The sequence below is a fragment of the Nocardiopsis mwathae genome (genome assembly GCF_014201195.1).
Lineage (GTDB): Bacteria > Actinomycetota > Actinomycetes > Streptosporangiales > Streptosporangiaceae > Nocardiopsis_C > Nocardiopsis_C mwathae.
The window spans coordinates 2177521-2194973 of record NZ_JACHDS010000001.1; the positions used below are offsets into that span (position 1 = coordinate 2177521).

Annotated in this window: 15 protein-coding genes; 10 read left to right on the forward strand and 5 right to left on the reverse strand. The window is 73.1% G+C overall.

All coding sequences use genetic code 11. From position 1 onward, the window contains the following. Positions 1 to 56: 56 nt before the first annotated feature. On the reverse strand, positions 57 to 416 hold the full coding sequence (locus HNR23_RS09155) for a MerR family transcriptional regulator (protein ID WP_184074987.1): 360 nt from the start codon (positions 414 to 416) through the stop codon (positions 57 to 59). 52 nt (positions 417 to 468) lie between these two features. Between HNR23_RS09155 and HNR23_RS09160 the strand changes: the two genes are divergently transcribed. Continuing rightward, positions 469 to 1185 carry an alpha/beta fold hydrolase gene (locus HNR23_RS09160; RefSeq protein ID WP_184074988.1) on the forward strand — a complete coding sequence of 239 codons (717 nt, stop codon included), beginning with the start codon at positions 469 to 471 and terminating at the stop codon, positions 1183 to 1185. A gap of 206 nt (positions 1186 to 1391) precedes the next feature. Here HNR23_RS09160 and HNR23_RS09165 read toward each other — a convergent pair whose 3' ends face one another. After that, positions 1392 to 2156 (reverse strand): (2Fe-2S)-binding protein, encoded by a 765-nt coding sequence (locus HNR23_RS09165; RefSeq protein WP_246421663.1) that lies wholly within the window; start codon positions 2154 to 2156, stop codon positions 1392 to 1394. Between the two features lie 225 nt (positions 2157 to 2381). Continuing rightward, the gene (locus HNR23_RS09170) at positions 2382 to 3023 is read right to left on the reverse strand and encodes a DUF4360 domain-containing protein (protein WP_184074990.1); all 642 of its coding nucleotides are present in this window, start codon (positions 3021 to 3023) and stop codon (positions 2382 to 2384) included. A 435-nt stretch (positions 3024 to 3458) separates the two neighbouring features. Between HNR23_RS09170 and HNR23_RS09175 the strand changes: the two genes are divergently transcribed. From HNR23_RS09175 to HNR23_RS09185, 3 genes are all read left to right on the forward strand, one after another. Further along, the gene (locus HNR23_RS09175) at positions 3459 to 4406 is read left to right on the forward strand and encodes a metal ABC transporter substrate-binding protein (protein ID WP_394353758.1); all 948 of its coding nucleotides are present in this window, start codon (positions 3459 to 3461) and stop codon (positions 4404 to 4406) included. Further along, positions 4403 to 5188: a metal ABC transporter ATP-binding protein gene (locus tag HNR23_RS09180; RefSeq protein ID WP_184074992.1), complete on the forward strand. Its 786-nt coding sequence runs from the start codon at positions 4403 to 4405 to the stop codon at positions 5186 to 5188. Before HNR23_RS09175 ends, HNR23_RS09180 begins: the two co-directional genes overlap by 4 nt. A gap of 73 nt (positions 5189 to 5261) precedes the next feature. After that, positions 5262 to 6137 (forward strand): metal ABC transporter permease, encoded by an 876-nt coding sequence (locus tag HNR23_RS09185; protein WP_184074993.1) that lies wholly within the window; start codon positions 5262 to 5264, stop codon positions 6135 to 6137. Between the two features lie 61 nt (positions 6138 to 6198). Here HNR23_RS09185 and HNR23_RS09190 read toward each other — a convergent pair whose 3' ends face one another. Next, complete coding sequence (locus tag HNR23_RS09190; RefSeq protein ID WP_184074994.1) at positions 6199 to 6999, reverse strand: hypothetical protein; 801 nt, start codon at positions 6997 to 6999, stop codon at positions 6199 to 6201. A gap of 664 nt (positions 7000 to 7663) precedes the next feature. Here HNR23_RS09190 and HNR23_RS09195 point away from each other — a divergent pair. The 5 genes from HNR23_RS09195 (at position 7664) to HNR23_RS09215 (ending at position 14171) form a co-directional block, all read left to right on the forward strand. Continuing rightward, positions 7664 to 9097 carry a nitrate/nitrite transporter gene (locus tag HNR23_RS09195; RefSeq protein WP_343070493.1) on the forward strand — a complete coding sequence of 478 codons (1434 nt, stop codon included), beginning with the start codon at positions 7664 to 7666 and terminating at the stop codon, positions 9095 to 9097. Then, positions 9094 to 11181 (forward strand): molybdopterin oxidoreductase family protein, encoded by a 2088-nt coding sequence (locus tag HNR23_RS09200; protein WP_184074996.1) that lies wholly within the window; start codon positions 9094 to 9096, stop codon positions 11179 to 11181. The genes HNR23_RS09195 and HNR23_RS09200 overlap by 4 nt, the downstream gene beginning before the upstream one ends. A 316-nt stretch (positions 11182 to 11497) precedes the next feature. Beyond that, positions 11498 to 12937 carry an FAD-dependent oxidoreductase gene (locus HNR23_RS09205; protein WP_343070494.1) on the forward strand — a complete coding sequence of 480 codons (1440 nt, stop codon included), beginning with the start codon at positions 11498 to 11500 and terminating at the stop codon, positions 12935 to 12937. A 134-nt stretch (positions 12938 to 13071) separates the two neighbouring features. Continuing rightward, the gene (locus HNR23_RS09210) at positions 13072 to 13347 is read left to right on the forward strand and encodes a hypothetical protein (RefSeq protein WP_184074998.1); all 276 of its coding nucleotides are present in this window, start codon (positions 13072 to 13074) and stop codon (positions 13345 to 13347) included. 251 nt (positions 13348 to 13598) lie between these two features. Beyond that, a complete protein-coding gene (locus HNR23_RS09215) occupies positions 13599 to 14171 on the forward strand; it encodes an ABC transporter permease (protein ID WP_394353817.1) in 573 nt (190 codons plus the stop codon). Between the two features lie 8 nt (positions 14172 to 14179). On the opposite strand, the gene HNR23_RS09220 is transcribed toward HNR23_RS09215, so the two are convergent. Next, entirely contained in the window at positions 14180 to 14452 is a 273-nt protein-coding gene (locus tag HNR23_RS09220; RefSeq protein ID WP_184074999.1) for a hypothetical protein, read from the reverse strand. Positions 14453 to 14630: 178 nt separating this feature from the next. Between HNR23_RS09220 and HNR23_RS09225 the strand changes: the two genes are divergently transcribed. Beyond that, on the forward strand, positions 14631 to 17453 hold the full coding sequence (locus tag HNR23_RS09225; protein ID WP_184075000.1) for an AAA family ATPase: 2823 nt from the start codon (positions 14631 to 14633) through the stop codon (positions 17451 to 17453).

A 17453-nucleotide genomic window follows, 5' to 3' on the forward strand; every position in this document is an offset into this window, starting at 1 on the left:
GAATTCGGCGTTTTCATCGTCGTCTCGGGACCCGCGGGCGAGCCAGGGGCATGTGCCTACGCGGCCTCGCGGGCCGCGGCCTGGAGGAAGCCCGACAGCGACTCCCGTGTCGTGCGCAGCGCATCCATGCGCGCGTCGATGGCGCCGAGCTCGCGGCGCAGGGTCGCCAGCAGGTTCGGGCAGGGCTCCAGCGTCGGCACCTCGCCCCGGGCGCACGGCAGCACGTCCTTGATGACCTGGGTCGACAGCCCGGCCGCCAGAAGCGCGCGGATCTGGTGGACCGTGGCGACCGCGCCATCGCCGTAAGAGCGGTATCCGTTGGGCAGCCGCTCGGCGTCCAGCAGTCCCTGCTCCTCGTAATAGCGCAGCAGCCGGGTGCTGACCCCGGTGCGCCTCGACAGTTCCCCGATCCGCATGCGCCCACCTCGACTTGACCTTCACACCGGTGTGAAACCCTAGCCTCCCCTCATGACCACACAGCCGCAGGGGCTCTCCCTGCACGACATCAGCCTGTCCGCCACAACGCTGGGCAGCGGCCCCGGCCTGCTGCTCGCCCACGGCGCGACCGGGTGGGTGGACGCCAACTTCGGACCGATCCTCGGCGACCTCGCCCGCCACCGCACCGTCGTCGCGCCCGACTACCCGGGCTCGGGCTCCACGCCGCGCGCCGCCGGCCCGCTCGACCTGGACACGCTCGCCGACCGCCTCGTGGCCGCCGCCGTCGAGGCAGGGCTGGAGCGGTTCGCCTTGCTCGGATACTCCATGGGCACGATGGTCGCGGTGCGCGCCGCCGCCCGGCACCCCGAACGGGTCACCGCCCTCGTCCTGACCGCGGGACTGGCCTACCCGCTCCCGCACGCGCGGCGGATCTTCGACGGCTGGCACACCGAGATGGCAGGCACCGAGCTCCCGCCGGAGCGGGCCGGCGCCTTGGAGCAGATCGAGCTGCTCCAGCGGGCGGACACGCGCGGCGACCTGCCGGGAATCGCCGCTCCGACGCTGGTGATCGCGACCATGGCCGACGACCTGGTGTCCCCCGACCATTCCGATGTCCTGGCCGAGGCGATCCCGGGTGCCCAGCGGGCCGAGCTGGACTGCGGGCACCTGGTCGCCGAGGATGCCCCGAAGGAGTGGGCGCGTCTGGTCACCGGTTTCCTGGACCGGGTGGTGCCGGTCTCCGGATAGCCGACGGGGGAGCCCCGGCTTGCGGGGCGACCGCGCTTCGGCTCGACGCGCTCCTGGACGGGCGGTCCTCAGCGCTGTCCCCGGCGGAGGCGGCCCTGCTGCGCGAGTGGCTGCGCCGTCTGGCCGCCGATGACGGGAAGAGCGGCGAGGAACGGCGGTGACGGCTCGCTCGCCCCTGCTCCCGGCCCGCTTCCGATGGCGCGAGGTCAGTGGGCGCTGGACGGGCGCGACCGGGCGGTGGGCGCCAGAGCGCAGTCGCCGCACTTGGCGCAGCCGGGGATGCGGTAGTACAGGCAGCAGGTCGAGCGGGTGAAGGACGGCGTCCCGGCGTCCGGCCGGGAGAAGGCGCCGAGCCCGGCCAGGGGGCTGCGGCGCATCAGGGCCTCGCCCAGATCCAGGGCCGCATCGGCGTGCCGCGGCCGGCCGTGGGCCAGCTGAAGGACCGTTCCGGCCAGTGAGGATGCCGCGTTGCCCCACAGCAGCCGCAGCGCGACCTTGACCTGGGCGCGCACGGCCGCGCCGGTCGGGTCGAGCACGCCCTGAATGACCCGGTCGTGCACGAACCGGGCCGCGGCCTCAGGCCCGGAGCCCCCCGGGGCGTCGAGTCCGGGGCCTGCGCCCAGCGCGAAGACCAGTGGTCCGGTGCGTGCGGGGCGCCACCGCAGCGACGCGGGGTCGGGGGAGCGGCCGTGGCACAGGGCCGCGGCGATGACCGGCGACAGCAGCCGGGAGGCCAGTCCCTGATAGAGGATCGACGCGGCGACCCGGGGCTCCACGGCGTCGAGGCCGACCCCCGCACGCGCGGCCAGCCTGCCGCGCACGTCGGCGATCTCGGCGGCCAGCAGGTCCGGCTGCCGCCACAGGGCGGAGACGGGCACCCAGCCGTCTCCGGCGGGCACCGGTTCGACCGCGAAGAAGGGGTTGATCGTGCCGATGTCGCGGAGTACCGCGCGGAGCGTGAGATCAGTCATCGGCTTCATTCTCGTCGATACCGGCAGGCGGCCGGAGACCGGGTGGGGCGGCCCCGCTCCCCACCCCTCCCGGCCTGCGCGACCGCCTGTGGTGCGGGGCCGAGACGGCCCCGCACCGCGAGCCGCCGGGCCCCCGTCGCCACTCCCCGCCCTACCGGTGGCACCGGGAAGAGAAAGGGAGAAACGGACAGGGGAATCCTCCGACGAGCGCCCGCCCGGTCGCGCTCAGTTGCACTTCTTCCAGGAGAAGTGGTACGTGGTCATGATGCTGCCGTCGGTGGAGTCCATCGCCATGAAGCTGGTGGTCCGCGGGTCGGAGGTTCCCGCGTTCACCCGGAGTTCGGTGTTGATATTGAAGTTGCGTATCGCGTTGCAGGGCGCATACACGTGCACCCCGGTCGTGTCTCCGAACTGCCAGTTGTCCGCGTGCGGGCCGCGGATGTTGTGGGTGACGGGAATGGTTTCCGGCATGCCCTGGAAATAGTAGCTGGCTCTCTGCGTGCCCGTCGCGCCCCGCTTCAGGTCCGCATACCCGCGGTAGTCGGCGCGCGCGATGGCGTAGGTGTACCCCTGCGGGACCTTGACCTGGACGGCGAGCTGGCAGTTCTTCCGCGCGTCGGTGGGTCTGGTCCCGGCGCCGGCCTGGGCGAGGTACTCGCTGTAGGTGACGGTGAAGGCGGTGTTGTCGGGAGCCACGGCCACGGCGGCGGTCCCGGGGCGGCAGCCGGATCCGTTGATGGTCACCAGGTCGATGGTGATCTGGCCGGGTGGCGGGGGTGTGAAGTGGAGGTCGGCGTTCGCGGGGGCTGTGAAGAGGGAGGACAGCAGGGCGGCCGCGCCTGCGACGGCAGCGATGGACTTGAGCATGGGGGATCACTTCCGATCGTCGTGATGGAAGAACGCGTAGAGTCCCTGGGCCGGGTGTCGCGATTCCCGGATTTTCACCACGGATTTCTCTGGCATCCGGCGGGGCGCGCATTCGGAGAAATGATCTTCTCTCCGCTGGCTTTCGGCGCACCGGGAGCCGGAAGTTGTAACGGCATGGTATTTAGGGCGCAACACGCCGTCAATATGCCCGTTGCAGCGTTTCGGGTTCATAGGAAATTCCCAGAAAACAGGAAGAGGCGATATCCACCATCCCATCGTTGGATGACGGACAGTCGGGAATGCGTTTTCCGGTTATCTCCTCCTCCGGATCGAAGGGACCGCAACGACCCTTGAGGCGCCCGGAGGGCGCGCATCGGGCGTCGGCCACCAGAGGCCGCCTACCTCGCACACCGCCCGATGTGGTAAAAGTTAGGCGTGCCGAACATTAGAGATTGGTCGCCTTTAACCCGGTCCATGACGACCCTCCCCGCCGCGGCCGCGCTCCTCAGCGCGGCCGCCTGTTCGGGCCTGCCCCCCGTGGCCTCCGACGACGGTCGACTCAAGGTCCTCACCACCTTCACCGTGATCGCCGACATGGCCCGCAACGTCGCCGGAGACGAGGTCGACGTCGAATCGATCACCCGCGTCGGCGCGGAGATCCACACTTACGAGCCCACCCCCGACGACCTCGTCCGCGGCCAGGGCGCCGACCTCATCCTGGCCAACGGGCTCGGCCTGGAGGCCTGGTTCGAGAAGTTCACCGACCGCATCGACGCCCCCACCGCCACTCTCACCGAGGGGGTGGAGACCATGCCCATCACGTCCGGCACCTACGAGGGCGAGGCCAACCCGCACGCCTGGATGTCGCCGGACAACGCCATGATCTACGTCGACAACATCCGCGACGCGCTCAGCGACCTCGACCCCGACAACGCCGCCGCCTACAGCGCCAACGCCGCGGACTACAAGGACGAGCTCGCCGAGATCAGCGGTTTCCTCGACGCCGAGCTCGGCGAACTGCCCGAGAACCAGCGCGCCCTGGTCACCTGCGAAGGCGCCTTCTCCTACCTCGCGCGCGACGTCGGGCTGGAGGAGAAGTACCTGTGGCCGGTCAACGCCGACAGCCAGGGCACCCCCCAGCAGATCGCCTCGGTCACCGCGTTCGTCCGCGACAACGAGGTCCCCGCGGTCTTCTGCGAGACGACCGTGAACGACGGCGCCCAGCAGCGGGTGGCCGACGAGGCCGGGGCCCGCATGGGGGACAAGCTCTACGTCGACTCCCTCTCCGAGGCAGACGGCCCCGTCCCCACCTACGTCGACCTGCTGCGCTACGACGCCGAGGCGATCGTGGCCGGGCTGACCGGACAGGAGCGCGCCTCATGACGGTGACGACACCCACCGGCACGGTCGCGTCGGCGTCGGCCGCCGCTCCGGCCATCGAGGCCAGCGGGGTCACCGTGCGCTACGGCGACGTGCTGGCTCTGGACGGCGTGGACCTGGCGCTGGCGCCCGGGCGCGTCTGCGGCCTGCTGGGCACCAACGGCTCGGGCAAGTCCACGCTGTTCAAGACCGTCCTGGGGCTGGTCGCCGCCGAACGGGGCCGGATCCTGCTGCACGGGCAGGACCCGGCCGCCGCACGCAAGGGCGGGCTGGTGGGCTACGTCCCGCAGTCCGAGCAGGTGGACTGGGCGTTTCCGGTACGGGTCGTCGACGTGGTGATGATGGGCCGCTACGGGCACATGGGCATCACCCGCCGTCCCCGGCGGGCCGACCGCGAGGCCGTCGCCGAGGCTCTGGAGCGCACCGACCTCACCGCCCTGGCGCACCGGCAGATCGGCGCGCTCTCCGGCGGGCAGCGCAAGCGCGCGTTCGTCGCACGCGGGATCGCCCAGGGCGCGAGCGTGTTCCTGCTCGACGAACCGTTCGCCGGGGTGGACAAGCGCTCCGAGGCCACCATCATCGAGGTGCTGCGCGCGATGCGCGCCGCCGGCCACACCCTCCTGGTCTCCACCCACGACCTGGCCAGCGTCCCGGGGTTCTGCGACGAGGCGGTGCTGCTCCAGCGCCGCGTGATCGCACAGGGCGACCCCGCCGACGTGCTCACCCCCGAGCGGCTGTTCGCGGCGTTCGGCATCGACTCGCACCCGGCCGGGGAGCAGCGGTGAGCGCACCGGACCCCCTCCATCCGCGGACCCGCCGCAGACGGGCCGCCGACAGCGGACGAAGAGGTGGAGCCTGATGGCGGGGTTCGCGGAGTGGCTGCTGATGCCGTTCCAGTTCGACTTCATGTGGCGGGCGCTGCTGGTGAGCACGGTGGCCGGGATCGTGTGCGCGGTCCTGTCCTGCTGGATGACGCTCATCGGCTGGTCGCTGCTGGGCGATGCGGTGTCGCACGCAGTGCTGCCCGGCGTGGTGCTGTCCTACCTGCTGGGCTGGCCGTTCGCGGTCGGCGCGCTGGTGTTCGGGGCGGGCTCGGTGGCGCTGATCGGCACCGTCAACCGCACCTCGCGGGTCAAGGAGGACGCCGCCATCGGCATCGTGTTCACCGCGATGTTCGGGATCGGGGTGGTGATGATCTCCAAGATCCCCAGCGACACCGACCTGATGCACATCCTGTTCGGCAACGTGCTGGGCGTCTCGGACTCCGAGATCGCCCAGGTGCTGATCATGGGCGCTGTGGTGCTGGCTGTGGTGGTGGCTGAGCACCGCGACCTGACGCTGTTCGCGTTCGACGCCACGCACGCCCACGCCATCGGGCTCAACCCGCGCCGCCTGGAGATGCTGCTGCTGGGCCTGCTGTCGGTCACGGTGGTGATCGCCCTGCAGGCGGTCGGGATCATCCTCGTGGTCGCCATGGTCATCATCCCGGGCGCCACGGCCTACCTGCTGACCGACCGGTTCGAGCGGATGCTGCTGATCGCGGTGGGGGTGTCGGTCGCTGCCTCGGTACTGGGCACCTACGTCAGCTTCCAGGCCGACGTCGCCACCGGCGGTGCGATCGTGGTCGCCCAGGCCTACGCGTTCGCCCTGGCCTACCTGTTCGCCCCCGAGCACGGCGTCCTGCGCCGTACCGCCCGCCGCAGGGAGGCGCGGCAGGAGCACGCCGGTTCCTGAGCCCGACCCCGGGGGCCGCTTCACCCAGGAAGGCGAAGCGGCCCCCGGGGTCGGCGGTGGCCTATTTCCACTGGGGTGCCCAGCCCGCGCTGTCGGAGACGCCGGGGGGCAGCGGGGGGAGGAGTCCAGCGCCGGGCGGTGTGGCGGGGACGGGCGCGGGCTCGGGCGGCTCCGGCGTTCGAGGCGCTTCTTCCGGGGCGTGGTCGGGCACGGCCGCGTTTTCGGGCACGGCCGCACTGTCGGGCGCGAGTGCCCGCAGCAACCCGTGGACCTCGCCGTACTCGGCGATCTCAGTGGAGAGCCGGCCGGCGATGTGTGTCAGCTCCTCCAGGAACGCCGTCTCCTGCGGCGCGGCGGGGACGGTGCACAGGGCCGCGCGCGTGTCGGCATCGGTGAGGACGGCCTTGGCGGCCAGGCCGTAGCGGTGCGCGACCCACCAGCCGGTGGTCGCCACACGCGCGAGCTCGTTGAGGGAGGCGGCGACGCGCTGCTCCTCGGCTGCGGTCACCTCCATCGGCGGGGGCGGGCTGCCGCCACCGGTCTGCTCCCAGGCCTGCAGGAAGACGTCGGCGGCCTTGCCGTAGTGGGCGAGCTGGCGCATGACCTCGATGCCGGCCTGCCCGGCCGGGGTGTCGGCCTCCACCAGTGCTCCGGCGAGAACGGCCAGGTCGGCGGCGATGCCGGCGATGGGCTCGCACTCCCGCATGACGGGGACGAGTGCTTCCAGGGCGAAGACGCGCTCTTCCTGCGGCACCTGGGGAGAGAGCCGGAAAACCTCGTGCATGGCGGAGCGGAACTCGGGCGACTGCGCCACGGAGGCGTCGAGCAGCCTCTGAAACGCGACGCGGAACTCATTGATCACATACGGAATCTTTGCACAGAAATCCGAGCGGATATCACCGCGACCACGGGTTTCAGGGGTGCGCCGCGCCGCGGTCAGGGGTCAGTCGGCGGGCACCAGGGTGATGCGCGTGCGCGTGGCACTGCACGGCCTCCTCGCCGGAGAGGAGCGGGACGTGGTTCTCCGCACACCACAGCGCGGCGAGGTCACCGGTGCACTCCGCGCGGGTCGCCGGACCGGCCGGGGGCGTCGACGGTGCGGGAGGCTTCCCGGTCACCGACGTCGAAGACCGTCCGCGGCGCAACACCGTCGACCTGCTCGACGGTGTCCGGATGCCGGAACGACGCGGCGACCGTGCCCCAGACGCCACCCGACGTCGGCGTGGGCGGAGCTCGGCGTCGACGGCGGCAGGGCGTCGCGGGCTGCGGCGCCGGATCCGCCCCGCGCGTTCTCCCAGGTACCGCCGGCCCGGACGAGCGGACGGCACCCCGGCCCGGCGCCGTGAGACGCGCCACATTTCCGCCGTTCGCCCTGGCCGGCCGGGGTGGGCGGATCCCGATCTCACGGCGATGAGGAGCGCGACGTGATGTGTCTGTTTCGCGAGTGTTACGGCATGACATGTCCCGGCAACGGCCGCTTCCTAGCGTCGACAGCGACACCACAGGCGAGCAGGAAAGGCCGGGATGTGAGCGGCACCAACTCCCCCCAGTCCCACAGGACCGCAACCGGCGAACGACGCGCCGGTGGGCGCTGGATCGCCCACTGGGACCCCGAGGACACGACGTTCTGGGAACGCGGCGGGCGGCGGATCGCCCGGCGCAACCTGTGGGCGTCGATCTTCGCCGAGCACATCGGGTTCTCCGTGTGGAGCCTGTGGTCGGTGCTGGTTCTGTTCATGACACCGGAGACCGGCTTCGCCTTCACCCCCGAGCAGAAGTTCCTGCTGGTGTCGGTGGTCGCGCTGGTCGGTGCGGTGCTGCGGGTGCCCTACACCCTGGCCGTTCCGATCTTCGGCGGCCGCAACTGGACGCTGGTCTCGGTGGTGGCCCTGCTGGTCCCCACCGCCCTGGCCATCGTCCTCATCCAGCGCCCCGAAACACCCTTCTGGGTGTTCCTGGCGCTGGCCGCCACCGCCGGTCTGGGCGGCGGGAACTTCTCCTCCTCCATGGCCAACATCAACGCCTTCTTCCCCGAGCGGGAGAAGGGGTGGGCGCTGGGGCTCAACGCCGGCGGCGGCAACATCGGCGTGGCCACCGTGCAGCTCGTCGGCCTCGGGGTCATCGCGCTGTTCACCGTGAACTCCGGAGCGTTCGTCCCGCTGTTCTACGTGCCCTTCCTGCTGCTGGCCACGTGGGTGGCCTGGCGCCACATGGACAACCTCTCCGGCGCCCGCGCCGATGCCGCCGCGCAGATCGCCGCGACCAAGGACCGGCACTTCTGGATCATGTCGTTCCTCTACATCGCGACCTTCGGCTCCTTCATCGGCTTCGGTTTCGCCTTCGGGCTGCTGCTGCAGAGCCAGTTCGACCGCACCCCGCTGGAGGCCGCCTCGGTCACCTTCATGGGCCCGGCCCTCGGCTCGCTGATCCGCCCCGTCGGCGGCTGGCTGGCCGACCGCTACGGCGGCGCACGCGTCACCCTGTGGAACTACATCGCGATGGTCGCCGGCACCGGGGTGGTCGTGATGGCCGTGACCGCCGACTCCCTCCCGCTGTTCATCGCCGCGTTCGGCGTGCTGTTCGTGCTCACCGGGCTGGGCAACGGCTCCACCTACAAGATGATCCCCGGCATCTACGCGGCCAAGGCCGAGGACATGATCGCCGCGGGCACCCCGCGCGAGGAGGCCCTGGCCCACACCAAGCGCATCGCCAGCTCGATGCTGGGCCTCATCGGCGCCATGGGCGCGCTCGGCGGCGTCGGCATCAACCTCGTCTTCCGCGAGTCCTTCGCCGCCACCGGAACGGCGACGCCGGCCTTCATCTCCTTCCTCGCCTACTACGTGGTGTGCATCGCCGTCACCTACGTCGTCTACCTGCGCACACCGGCCGGCACCCGCCCCGCCGCCGGAGCCCGGCCCCGCGGCGGCCCCGACGCCGACACGGAGCGCGTCGCCTCATGACCACCACACACTGCCCCTACTGCGCCCTGCAGTGCGCCATGCGCCTGGAGCCCGGCCCCGACGGCGCGCTGGCCGCCCGTCCGGCCGACTTCCCCACCAACCGGGGCGGGCTGTGCCGCAAGGGCTGGACCTCCGCCGAGGTACTGCGAACCCCCGACCGGCTCACCACCCCGCTGCTGCGCAAGGACCGCACCGCCGAGTTCACCGAGGTCGACTGGGACACCGCGCTGGACCACGTCGCCGACCGGTTGGCCGGCCTGCGCGCCGAGCACGGCCCCGACTCCGTGGCGGTGTTCGGCAGCGGCGGGCTGACCAACGAGAAGAGCTACCTGCTGGGCAAGTTCGCCCGGGTGGCGCTGGGCACCTCCCAGATCGACTACAACGGCCGGTTCTGCATGTCCTCGGCCGCCGCCGGCTCGATGCGCGCGTTCGGCCTGGACCGGGGGATGCCCTTCCCGCTCACCGACGTCGGTGAGGCCGATGTTGTGCTGCTGGCCGGAGCCAACCCCGCCGAGACCATGCCGCCGATGATGGGCCACCTCTCCGCACCCACGCTGATCGTGGTGGACCCCCGCCGCTCGGCCACCGCCCAGCAGGCGCTCGCCCAGGGCGGTATGCACCTGGCGCCGCGGCCGGGCACCGACCTGGCGCTGGCCCTGGGACTGCTGCACGCCGTGCGTGCCGAGGGGCTGGCCGACACCGACTACATCGACGCCCGCACCACCGGCTTCGAGGCGACCTGGGCGCACGCCGCCGCCTGGTGGCCCGAGCAGACCGAGCACGTCACCGGTGTGCCGGCCACCCAGATCCGCGCGGCGGCGCGCCTGCTCGCCGAAGCATCCGGCGCCTACATCCTCACCGGGCGCGGCACCGAGCAGCACGCCAAGGGCACCGACACCGTCTCGGCGTGGATCAACCTCGCCCTGGCGCTGGGCCTGCCCGGCACCCGCGGGTCGGGCTACGGCTGCATCACCGGCCAGGGCAACGGGCAGGGCGGGCGCGAACACGGCCAGAAGGCCGACCAGCTCCCCGGATACCGCAAGATCGACGACCCCGCCGCCCGCGCCCACGTCGCCGGTGTGTGGGGGGTGGACCCCGACACGCTGCCCGGCCCCGGGCGCAGCGCCTTCGAACTGCTGGACGCGCTGGGCACCGAGACCGGGCCGCGCGCGATGCTGCTGTTCGGCTCCAACCCCGCCGTCTCCGCCCCCGACGCCGGGCGGGTACGCGACCGCATCGCCGCACTCGACCTGCTGGTCACCGCCGACTTCGTGCTCTCCGAGACCGCCGCCATGGCCGACGTGGTCCTGCCCGTGGCCCAGTGGGCCGAAGAGACCGGCACCATGACCAACCTGGAGGGCCGCGTGCTGCGCCGACGCGCGGCCGCCGCCCCGCCCTCCGGCGTCCGCACCGACCTGGAGGTCCTGCACGGCCTGGCCACCCGCCTGGGCCAGCCCGCCCACCGGTTCCCCACCGAGCCCGACACCGTGCTGGCCGAGCTGCGCGCGGCCTCGGCCCGCGGCGCCGCCGACTACTCCGGGGTGACCCCCGAGCGCCTGGAGTCGGGCGAGGCCCTGCACTGGCCGGTGCGCGAGGGCGCCGAGCCCACGCCCCGCCTGTTCCTCGACGGCTTCGCCCACGCCGACGGCCGCGCCCGGTTCACCCCGGTGGCCCACCGGCCGCCCGCCGAGGCCACCGACGCCGAGTTCCCGCTCATCGCCACCACCGGGCGCCTCATGGGCCACTACCAGTCCGGCGCCCAGACACGGCGCGTGGCCGAACTCGCCGAGGCCGAGCCCGCCGTCTACGTCGAGGTCCACCCCGATACCGCCGCCCGCTACGGGCTGGCCGAGCACGCCTGGGCGCGGGTCACCTCCCCGCGCGGCAGCACCCTGGCCCGGGTGCGGCTGCGCGGGGACGCGCGCCTGGACACAGTGTTCCTGCCGTTCCACTACGCCGGACAGCAGGCGGCGAACAACCTGACCAACCCGGCGCTGGACCCGACCAGCCGGATGCCGGAATTCAAGGTCAGCGCCGTCCGACTGGAACCGGCCGCCCACCACACCGGAGGGGAGAACCCTTGAACCCTCCCCCAGCTAAAGCAAGGGGATTCCTGGCTCAGGAGGCCCCGCAGGTCGGCGACCGGCAAGGTCTTACTCCCTCAACACCAGCCGGGTTGGAACCAGCCCGGGGTCTTGAAACGAGTCCAAGAAGGTGCACGCGCTTGGTTCTCGCAACGTGCCGGTGTGCCAGCTTGGTTCTCGCTCAGCACAGCGCTGAGCTTACCCAATCATGTGGGCGGCGTCTCACCTTTGGGGCGAAACCCCGCTCCCTGCCCTGCTCCGCAGGAGTTCGATTCCTCCCCGGCCTGAAGGCCGGGGCATCCTCGAAGGAGAATCGGTGACTCAGCCCGTGCGCCACGTGGTGGTGATCGGCAACGGCATGGTCGGCGCCCGCTTCGCCGAGGAGGTCGCCCGGCGCGACCCCGCAGGCCGGCGGCTGCGCCTGACCGTCGTCGGCGCCGAGGACCACCCCGCCTACAACCGGGTGCTGCTGCCCGGGGTCGTCGCCGGAACCTACGGCCCCGACGACATCACGCTGCCCTTCCCCGAGTCCGACGCCGTCACCCTGCGCACCGGAACCGCCGCCACCGCCCTTGACACCGCCGGGCGCCGGGTGCGGCTCGACGACGGTACCGACCTGGACTACGACGAGCTGGTGCTGGCCACCGGGGCGCGCGCCTCCTTCCCGCCGGTGACCGGGGTGGCCGCCGCCGACGGCACGCCCGAGCCCGGGGTGACCGCGCTGCGCGACATGGCCGACTGCCACCGGGTGCGGGCGCTGGCCCGCCCCGGCGCGCCGGTGGTCGTGCTGGGCGGGGGAGTGCTGGGCCTGGAGGCCGCCCGCGCCCTGGCCGAACGCGGTGTGCGGGTCTCGGTGGTGGAGTCCTCGCCGTGGATCATGCGGCGCCAGATCGACCAGCCCGCCGCCGGGATCCTCGCCGAGTGCTACAAGGCGCTGGGGATCACCGTGCACTCCTGGCGGGTGGCGGCGCGCTGGATCCCGGGCACCGGTCTGGAGCTGGACGACGGCCGGGTGCTGGCCGGCGACGCGCTCGTGGTCACCGCCGGGGTGCGCGGCAACGTCGAACTGGCCAAGGACGCCGGGTTGGAGGTCGAGCACGGCGTCGTCGTGGACGACACGCTGACCACCAGCGACCCGCGGGTGCACGCCATCGGCGACTGCGCCCAGCACGCGGGCGGCGGCGCGGGCCTGGTGCAGCCCGGTTGGGAGCAGGCCGCCGTGCTGGCCGACCTGCTCACCGGTACCGCCCTGGAGTCGCGCTACAGCGGGGCGCGCCCGGTCACGCGGCTCAAGGCCGAGGGGATCGAGCTGACGGCGATGGGTGACACCGGCGCCGATGACACCGCCGAGACCGTGACGATCTCCGACCCCTACGGGCGCCGCTACGCCAAGCTGTCGGTGCGCGAGGGCCGGGTGGCGGGCGCGGTGCTGCTCGGCTTCCCCGACGCGGCCGCCACCGTCGCCCAGCTGTACGACACCGGGGCGCCGGTGCCCACCGACCGCCTGGCCCTCATCCAGGGCCGCCCCCAGCCCGATGCCGGGCCTGACCAGGGCGCCGGTGCGGCCGACCCGGTGGTGTGCCGGTGCAACGCGGTCACCCGCGGCCAACTGGAGTCGGCGTGGCTGGACGGCTCCCGCACCCGCGACGCCATCGCCGAGGCCACCCGGGCCACCACCGGCTGCGGCGGCTGCGTGCGCGACGTCAACACCCTGCTGGCCGGCTGGGACGACACCTCCCCGGCCCCGGTGGGCTGACCATACCGCCCACCGGCGGTCACCCGCGGATCTTCTCCCTGAGGTCGGCTGCTGGAACCGGGCGGCGGGGGCGGTTCTGAGCCTAGTGGGCGGAACCTCCCCTGCGGGGGAGGATCCGGGGGCATGATCGGTCCATGAGCGACTCCTCCACGCTGCTTCCCCTCGGGCCGCCGCTGGTCGTTGCGATCGTCCTGAGTGCGCTGGTGGCCGCCGCTGTCGCGGCTCTCGCCCGGTTGAGGGAGGGGGCCGCGGTGCTGCGGGCCGGGCTGCGGGCGGTGGTGCAGCTGGGGGCGGTGTCACTGAGTCTCCTTCGAGGATGCCCCGGCCTTCAGGCCGGGGAGGAATCGAACTCCTGCGGAGCAGGGCAGGGAGCGGGGTTTCGCCCCAAAGGTGAGACGCCGCCCACATGATTGGGTAAGCTCAGCGCTGTGCTGAGCGAGAACCAAGCTGGCACACCGGCACGTTGCGAGAACCAAGCGCGTGCACCTTCTTGGACTCGTTTCAAGACCCCGGGCTGGTTCCAACCCGGCTGGTGTTGAGGGAGTAAGACCTTGCCGGTCGCCGACCTGCGGGGCCTCCTGAGCCAGGAATCCCCTTGCTTTAGCTGGGGGAGGGTTCAATCATCATCGCCGCCGTCGTCAGCTCGGGGCCGCTGACGCTGCTGTATGTGGCGGTCATGCTGGGCGTGGCCGGGTTCACGGCGGGGCGGCGGTTCACCACCCGCGGGCGCGCGCCTGTGGCGGTGCTGCCGATCGGGGTGGCGGTGGTGCCGTTCGTGGGGGTGCTGGTGGCCGCCGGTGTGGTGCGCCTCGAAGGGCTCGTGCTCATTCCGATCAGCGGGATCCTCATCGGCGCCGGGCTGACCGCGACGGCGCTGGCGGGGCTCCGCGCCATGGACGCCCTGGCGCTGCGCTGGGGAGAGGTGGAGGCGGCACTGGCCCTGGGGATGAGCCCGCGCGATGCGGTGCTGGAGATCTGCCGCCCGGCGGCGGTCTCGGCCCTGGTCCCGGCGCTGGATCAGACCCGCACGGTCGGGCTGGTGACGCTGCCCGGCGCGTTCGTGGGGATGCTCATGGCCGGGGCCTCACCCCTGGCCGCGGGCGCGGTGCAGCTGTTCGTCCTCACCGGGGTGCTGCTGGTGCAGGTCATCGCGATCGCAGGCTGCCTGGAGCTCCTGGCGCGCGGCGTGTTCCCGCCCCGGGAGGGCCACCTGCGGGCGCGCGTGTGTCAGTAGTTCGCGGTTCAGTAGTTGGTGTCGGCGCCGCAGGTGGGGCAGGTCTTGCGCCAGGTCTCGATCATCGCGCCGCAGTTGGAGCAGTTCTTCTGGTCGATGTGCGGCGGCTGGAACAGGGGGGATTCGGCCAGCTCCACGATGCCCTTGCAGAAGGGGCAGTTGGCGTAGTAGCCGATGTCGTCGTCGGGGACGAAGTCGTTCCAGCAGCGCGGGCAGTTCATCGAGGTGCGGGAGCTGCCGCTGGCCGGGAGCATGGACGAGCCTTTCTCGACGGTGACCACTCTTCCAGACTACGCGCCTACCCACGGCACACACAGTGCAGCCACCCGGAGCGGCCGGTACCGGCCGCTCCGGCACCGCGACCGAAATACCCTGAAACAGCCCCCATAGCGGGATAAAAACGAATTCGTAACCGCGGCGGCGATGGGCTGCGCACGCGATCCGCTGTACCTTCCAGGCGTGTGCAGCCCCCCACTCGTGGGCCGGGACAGAGAACGGGGCCTCTTGGCCCGGGCCACCGCACAGCAGCGCGCCGTCGTCCTCATCTCCGGCGAAGCCGGAACCGGCAAGACCCGGCTCGTCCACGAGCTGGGCGTGCCCCCCGACGCCCCCGCCCGAGCCGGGCCGCTCCTGGGCCGCTGCCACCCCGCACCCGCCCCCTTCCCCTACGGCCCGCTCATCGAGGCCCTGCGCGGCGCTCCCATCCCCGCCAGGCTCAACCCCGTGTGCGGGACCCTGCACCCGCTGCTGCCCGAATGCGCCCACCTGCTGCCCGACCCCCCGCCCGCGCCGGCCGACCACAGCAGCCGACGCCACCGCCTCTTCCGGGCCTTCCGGGAGATCCTCACCGCCCTGGCCCCCGCCGTGCTGGTCATCGAGGACGTCCACTGGATCGATCCCGACACCCGCGCCCTGCTGGACTTCCTCGTCCCACGCCCGCCCGACCGGCTCACCCTCGTCCTGACCTACCGCCCCGAAGAGCTACCCGGCGACTACCCCGTGGCGGCGCTCGCCGCCCGCCTCCCACCCGGAACGTTCCGCGCCGAACTCGAACTGGACCCCCTGACCCCCGACGACATCGGGCACCTGTGCGACGCCATGCTCGGCGACCACCGCCCGCTGCCCGGCGGCTTCGCCGCCCGCCTGCACACCCGCACCCGCGGCAACCCCCTGGCCGCCGTGGAACTCCTGCGCCACCTGCGCGCCACCGGCACCGACCCCGCCCGCCCCACCGGCCCGGACGACACCGGCCTGCCCCCCGCGCTGCGCGACGCCCTGCTCGAACGCCTCTCCCGGCTGGGCCGCCACGCGCGGGCCATCGTGCACACCGCCGCCGTCCTGGGCGAACCCGCCACCGAGGCCCTGCTCACCGCCGTCGCCGAACTCACCCCCGTCCACGCCGCCCGTGGCCTGGACCAGGCCCTCACCCGCCGCATCCTGCACACCGCCCCCGACGGCGCCATCGGCTTCCCCCACCCCCTCATGCTCCAGGCCGCCTACAACTCCCTGCCTCTGGCCCGGCGCCGCCGCCTGCACCGGCGCGCCGCCGCCGTCCTGGGCACGGAACCGGACCCGCCGTACGCCGCCATGGCCGCCCACAGCCGCGAGGCCGGCCTCCACGACGCCTGGACCACCTATGCCGAACAGGCCGCCGACCGCGCCGTGGCCACCGGCGACGACGGCACCGCCGCCGAGCTCCTGCGCGACGCCCTGACCCGGCCCCGCCTCACCCCGGCCGCCCGCAGCCGCCTGGCCGTCAAGCTCGGCCGGGCGGCCCTGACCGGCCTGGCCACCGAGGAGACCATCACCCTGCTGCGCCAGATCATCGACGAGCAGGGCCTGTCCGCGGGGATCCGCGGCGAACTGCGCCTGGAACTGGGCCTGCTGCTGCTCAACCAGGCCGGGCAGGGCGCCCAGGCCCGCAACGAACTGGCCCGCGCCTGCGCCGAGCTCTCCCACCGCCCCGCCCTGGCCGCCCGCGCCATGTCCGCCCTGGCCGTGCCGCGCTCCACCCCCGAGCCCGTCGACGCCCACCGCCGGTGGCTGCGGCGCGCCACCGCGGCCGCCGGGCACAGCGGCGACCCGGTCATCAGCACGGCGGTCGCGGTCAACCGCGCCACGCTGCTGGCCCAGCTGGGCGACGCCCGCGCCTGGGAGGTCGCCCTTCCCGACCCCGCCGACCCGCTGGAGCGGGCGCAGCGCCGTGAGTTCACCCGCGGTGCCCTCAATCTGGCCGACGCCGCGGTGATGCTGGGCGACTACCCGCGCGCCGAGCACTACCTGCGGCTCACCACCGAACTGGCGACCACCGCCGAGGTGCCCTTCACGCTGGTCCTGGTGGGGGCCGAGTCCACCGGTCTGCTGCTGGACTGGGCGCGGGGCCGCTGGGAGGGCCTGGCCGAGCGGGCCCGGGGCGCCGCGCGCTCCCCGCACCTGGCCGGCCTTCCCCTGGTGGCCGCCGAGATCGACCTGGTGCGCGCCAACCTGGCGCTGGCGCAGGGGGATCCGGCCGAGGCCGAGGAGCTGCTGCGCGGGGTCGGGGGTGCCGCGGCGGCCCACCTGGTGCCGATCCGGGCGGCGGCCCTGGGGACACTGGGCCGGATCCTGCTGGCCCGCGGGGAGGCCGAGGGGGCCTGGCGGGGGATCGACCCGGTGCTGTGCCTGATCCGGTCCAAGGGGATCTGGGTGTGGGCCAGCGACCTGACCCCCGGCCTGGAGGCGCTGCTGGCGCTGGGGCACGACACGCTCGCCGACGACCTGCTCACGCGCTTCGCCGCAGGGGTGGAGGGCGCAGCGGCCCCGGCCGCGGCGGCGGCGCTGCCGCGCTGGCGGGCCCTGGTCGCCGAGCACCGGGGGCAGGCGGCGGAGGCGGCCGCGTTGTTCGCGCAGGCCGAGGCGGCCTACCGGGCGCTGCCCCGCCCCTATGACGCCGCGCGGATGCTGGAGGCGCGCGGGCGCTGCCTGCCGGGAGAGGGGGAGACCGCGGTGCTGGCCGAGGCGCTGCGCGCCTACCTGGTCCTGGGCGCGTCATGGGACGCGGCGCGCTGCCGCCGGGCCCTGCGCGAGCGGGGGGTCAGCACCCCGCACGTGGGGCAGCGGGGCTATGGGGGAGCGCTCTCGCCCCGCGAGCAGGAGATCGTCCGGCTCGCCGCGGGCGGGCGCACCAACCGGGAGATCGCGGCGATGCTGTATCTGTCCCCGCGCACGGTGGAGACCCACGTCGCCAACGCCCTGGGCAAGCTGGGCCTGCGCTCCCGCAAGGAGCTGGCGCGCGGGCGCTGA

Bases quoted from the DNA above. Each gene is read 5' to 3' on its own strand.
- HNR23_RS09210 (WP_184074998.1), top strand. From the start codon at position 13,072: ATGAGCGACTCCTCCACGCTGCTTCCCCTCGGGCCGCCGCTGGTCGTT.
- HNR23_RS09185 (WP_184074993.1), top strand. From the start codon at position 5,262: ATGGCGGGGTTCGCGGAGTGGCTGCTGATGCCGTTCCAGTTCGACTTC.
- HNR23_RS09160 (WP_184074988.1), top strand. From the start codon at position 469: ATGACCACACAGCCGCAGGGGCTCTCCCTGCACGACATCAGCCTGTCC.
- HNR23_RS09200 (WP_184074996.1), top strand. From the start codon at position 9,094: ATGACCACCACACACTGCCCCTACTGCGCCCTGCAGTGCGCCATGCGC.
- HNR23_RS09180 (WP_184074992.1), top strand. From the start codon at position 4,403: ATGACGGTGACGACACCCACCGGCACGGTCGCGTCGGCGTCGGCCGCC.
- HNR23_RS09170 (WP_184074990.1), bottom strand. From the start codon at position 3,023: ATGCTCAAGTCCATCGCTGCCGTCGCAGGCGCGGCCGCCCTGCTGTCC.
- HNR23_RS09155 (WP_184074987.1), bottom strand. From the start codon at position 416: ATGCGGATCGGGGAACTGTCGAGGCGCACCGGGGTCAGCACCCGGCTG.
- HNR23_RS09165 (WP_246421663.1), bottom strand. From the start codon at position 2,156: ATGACTGATCTCACGCTCCGCGCGGTACTCCGCGACATCGGCACGATC.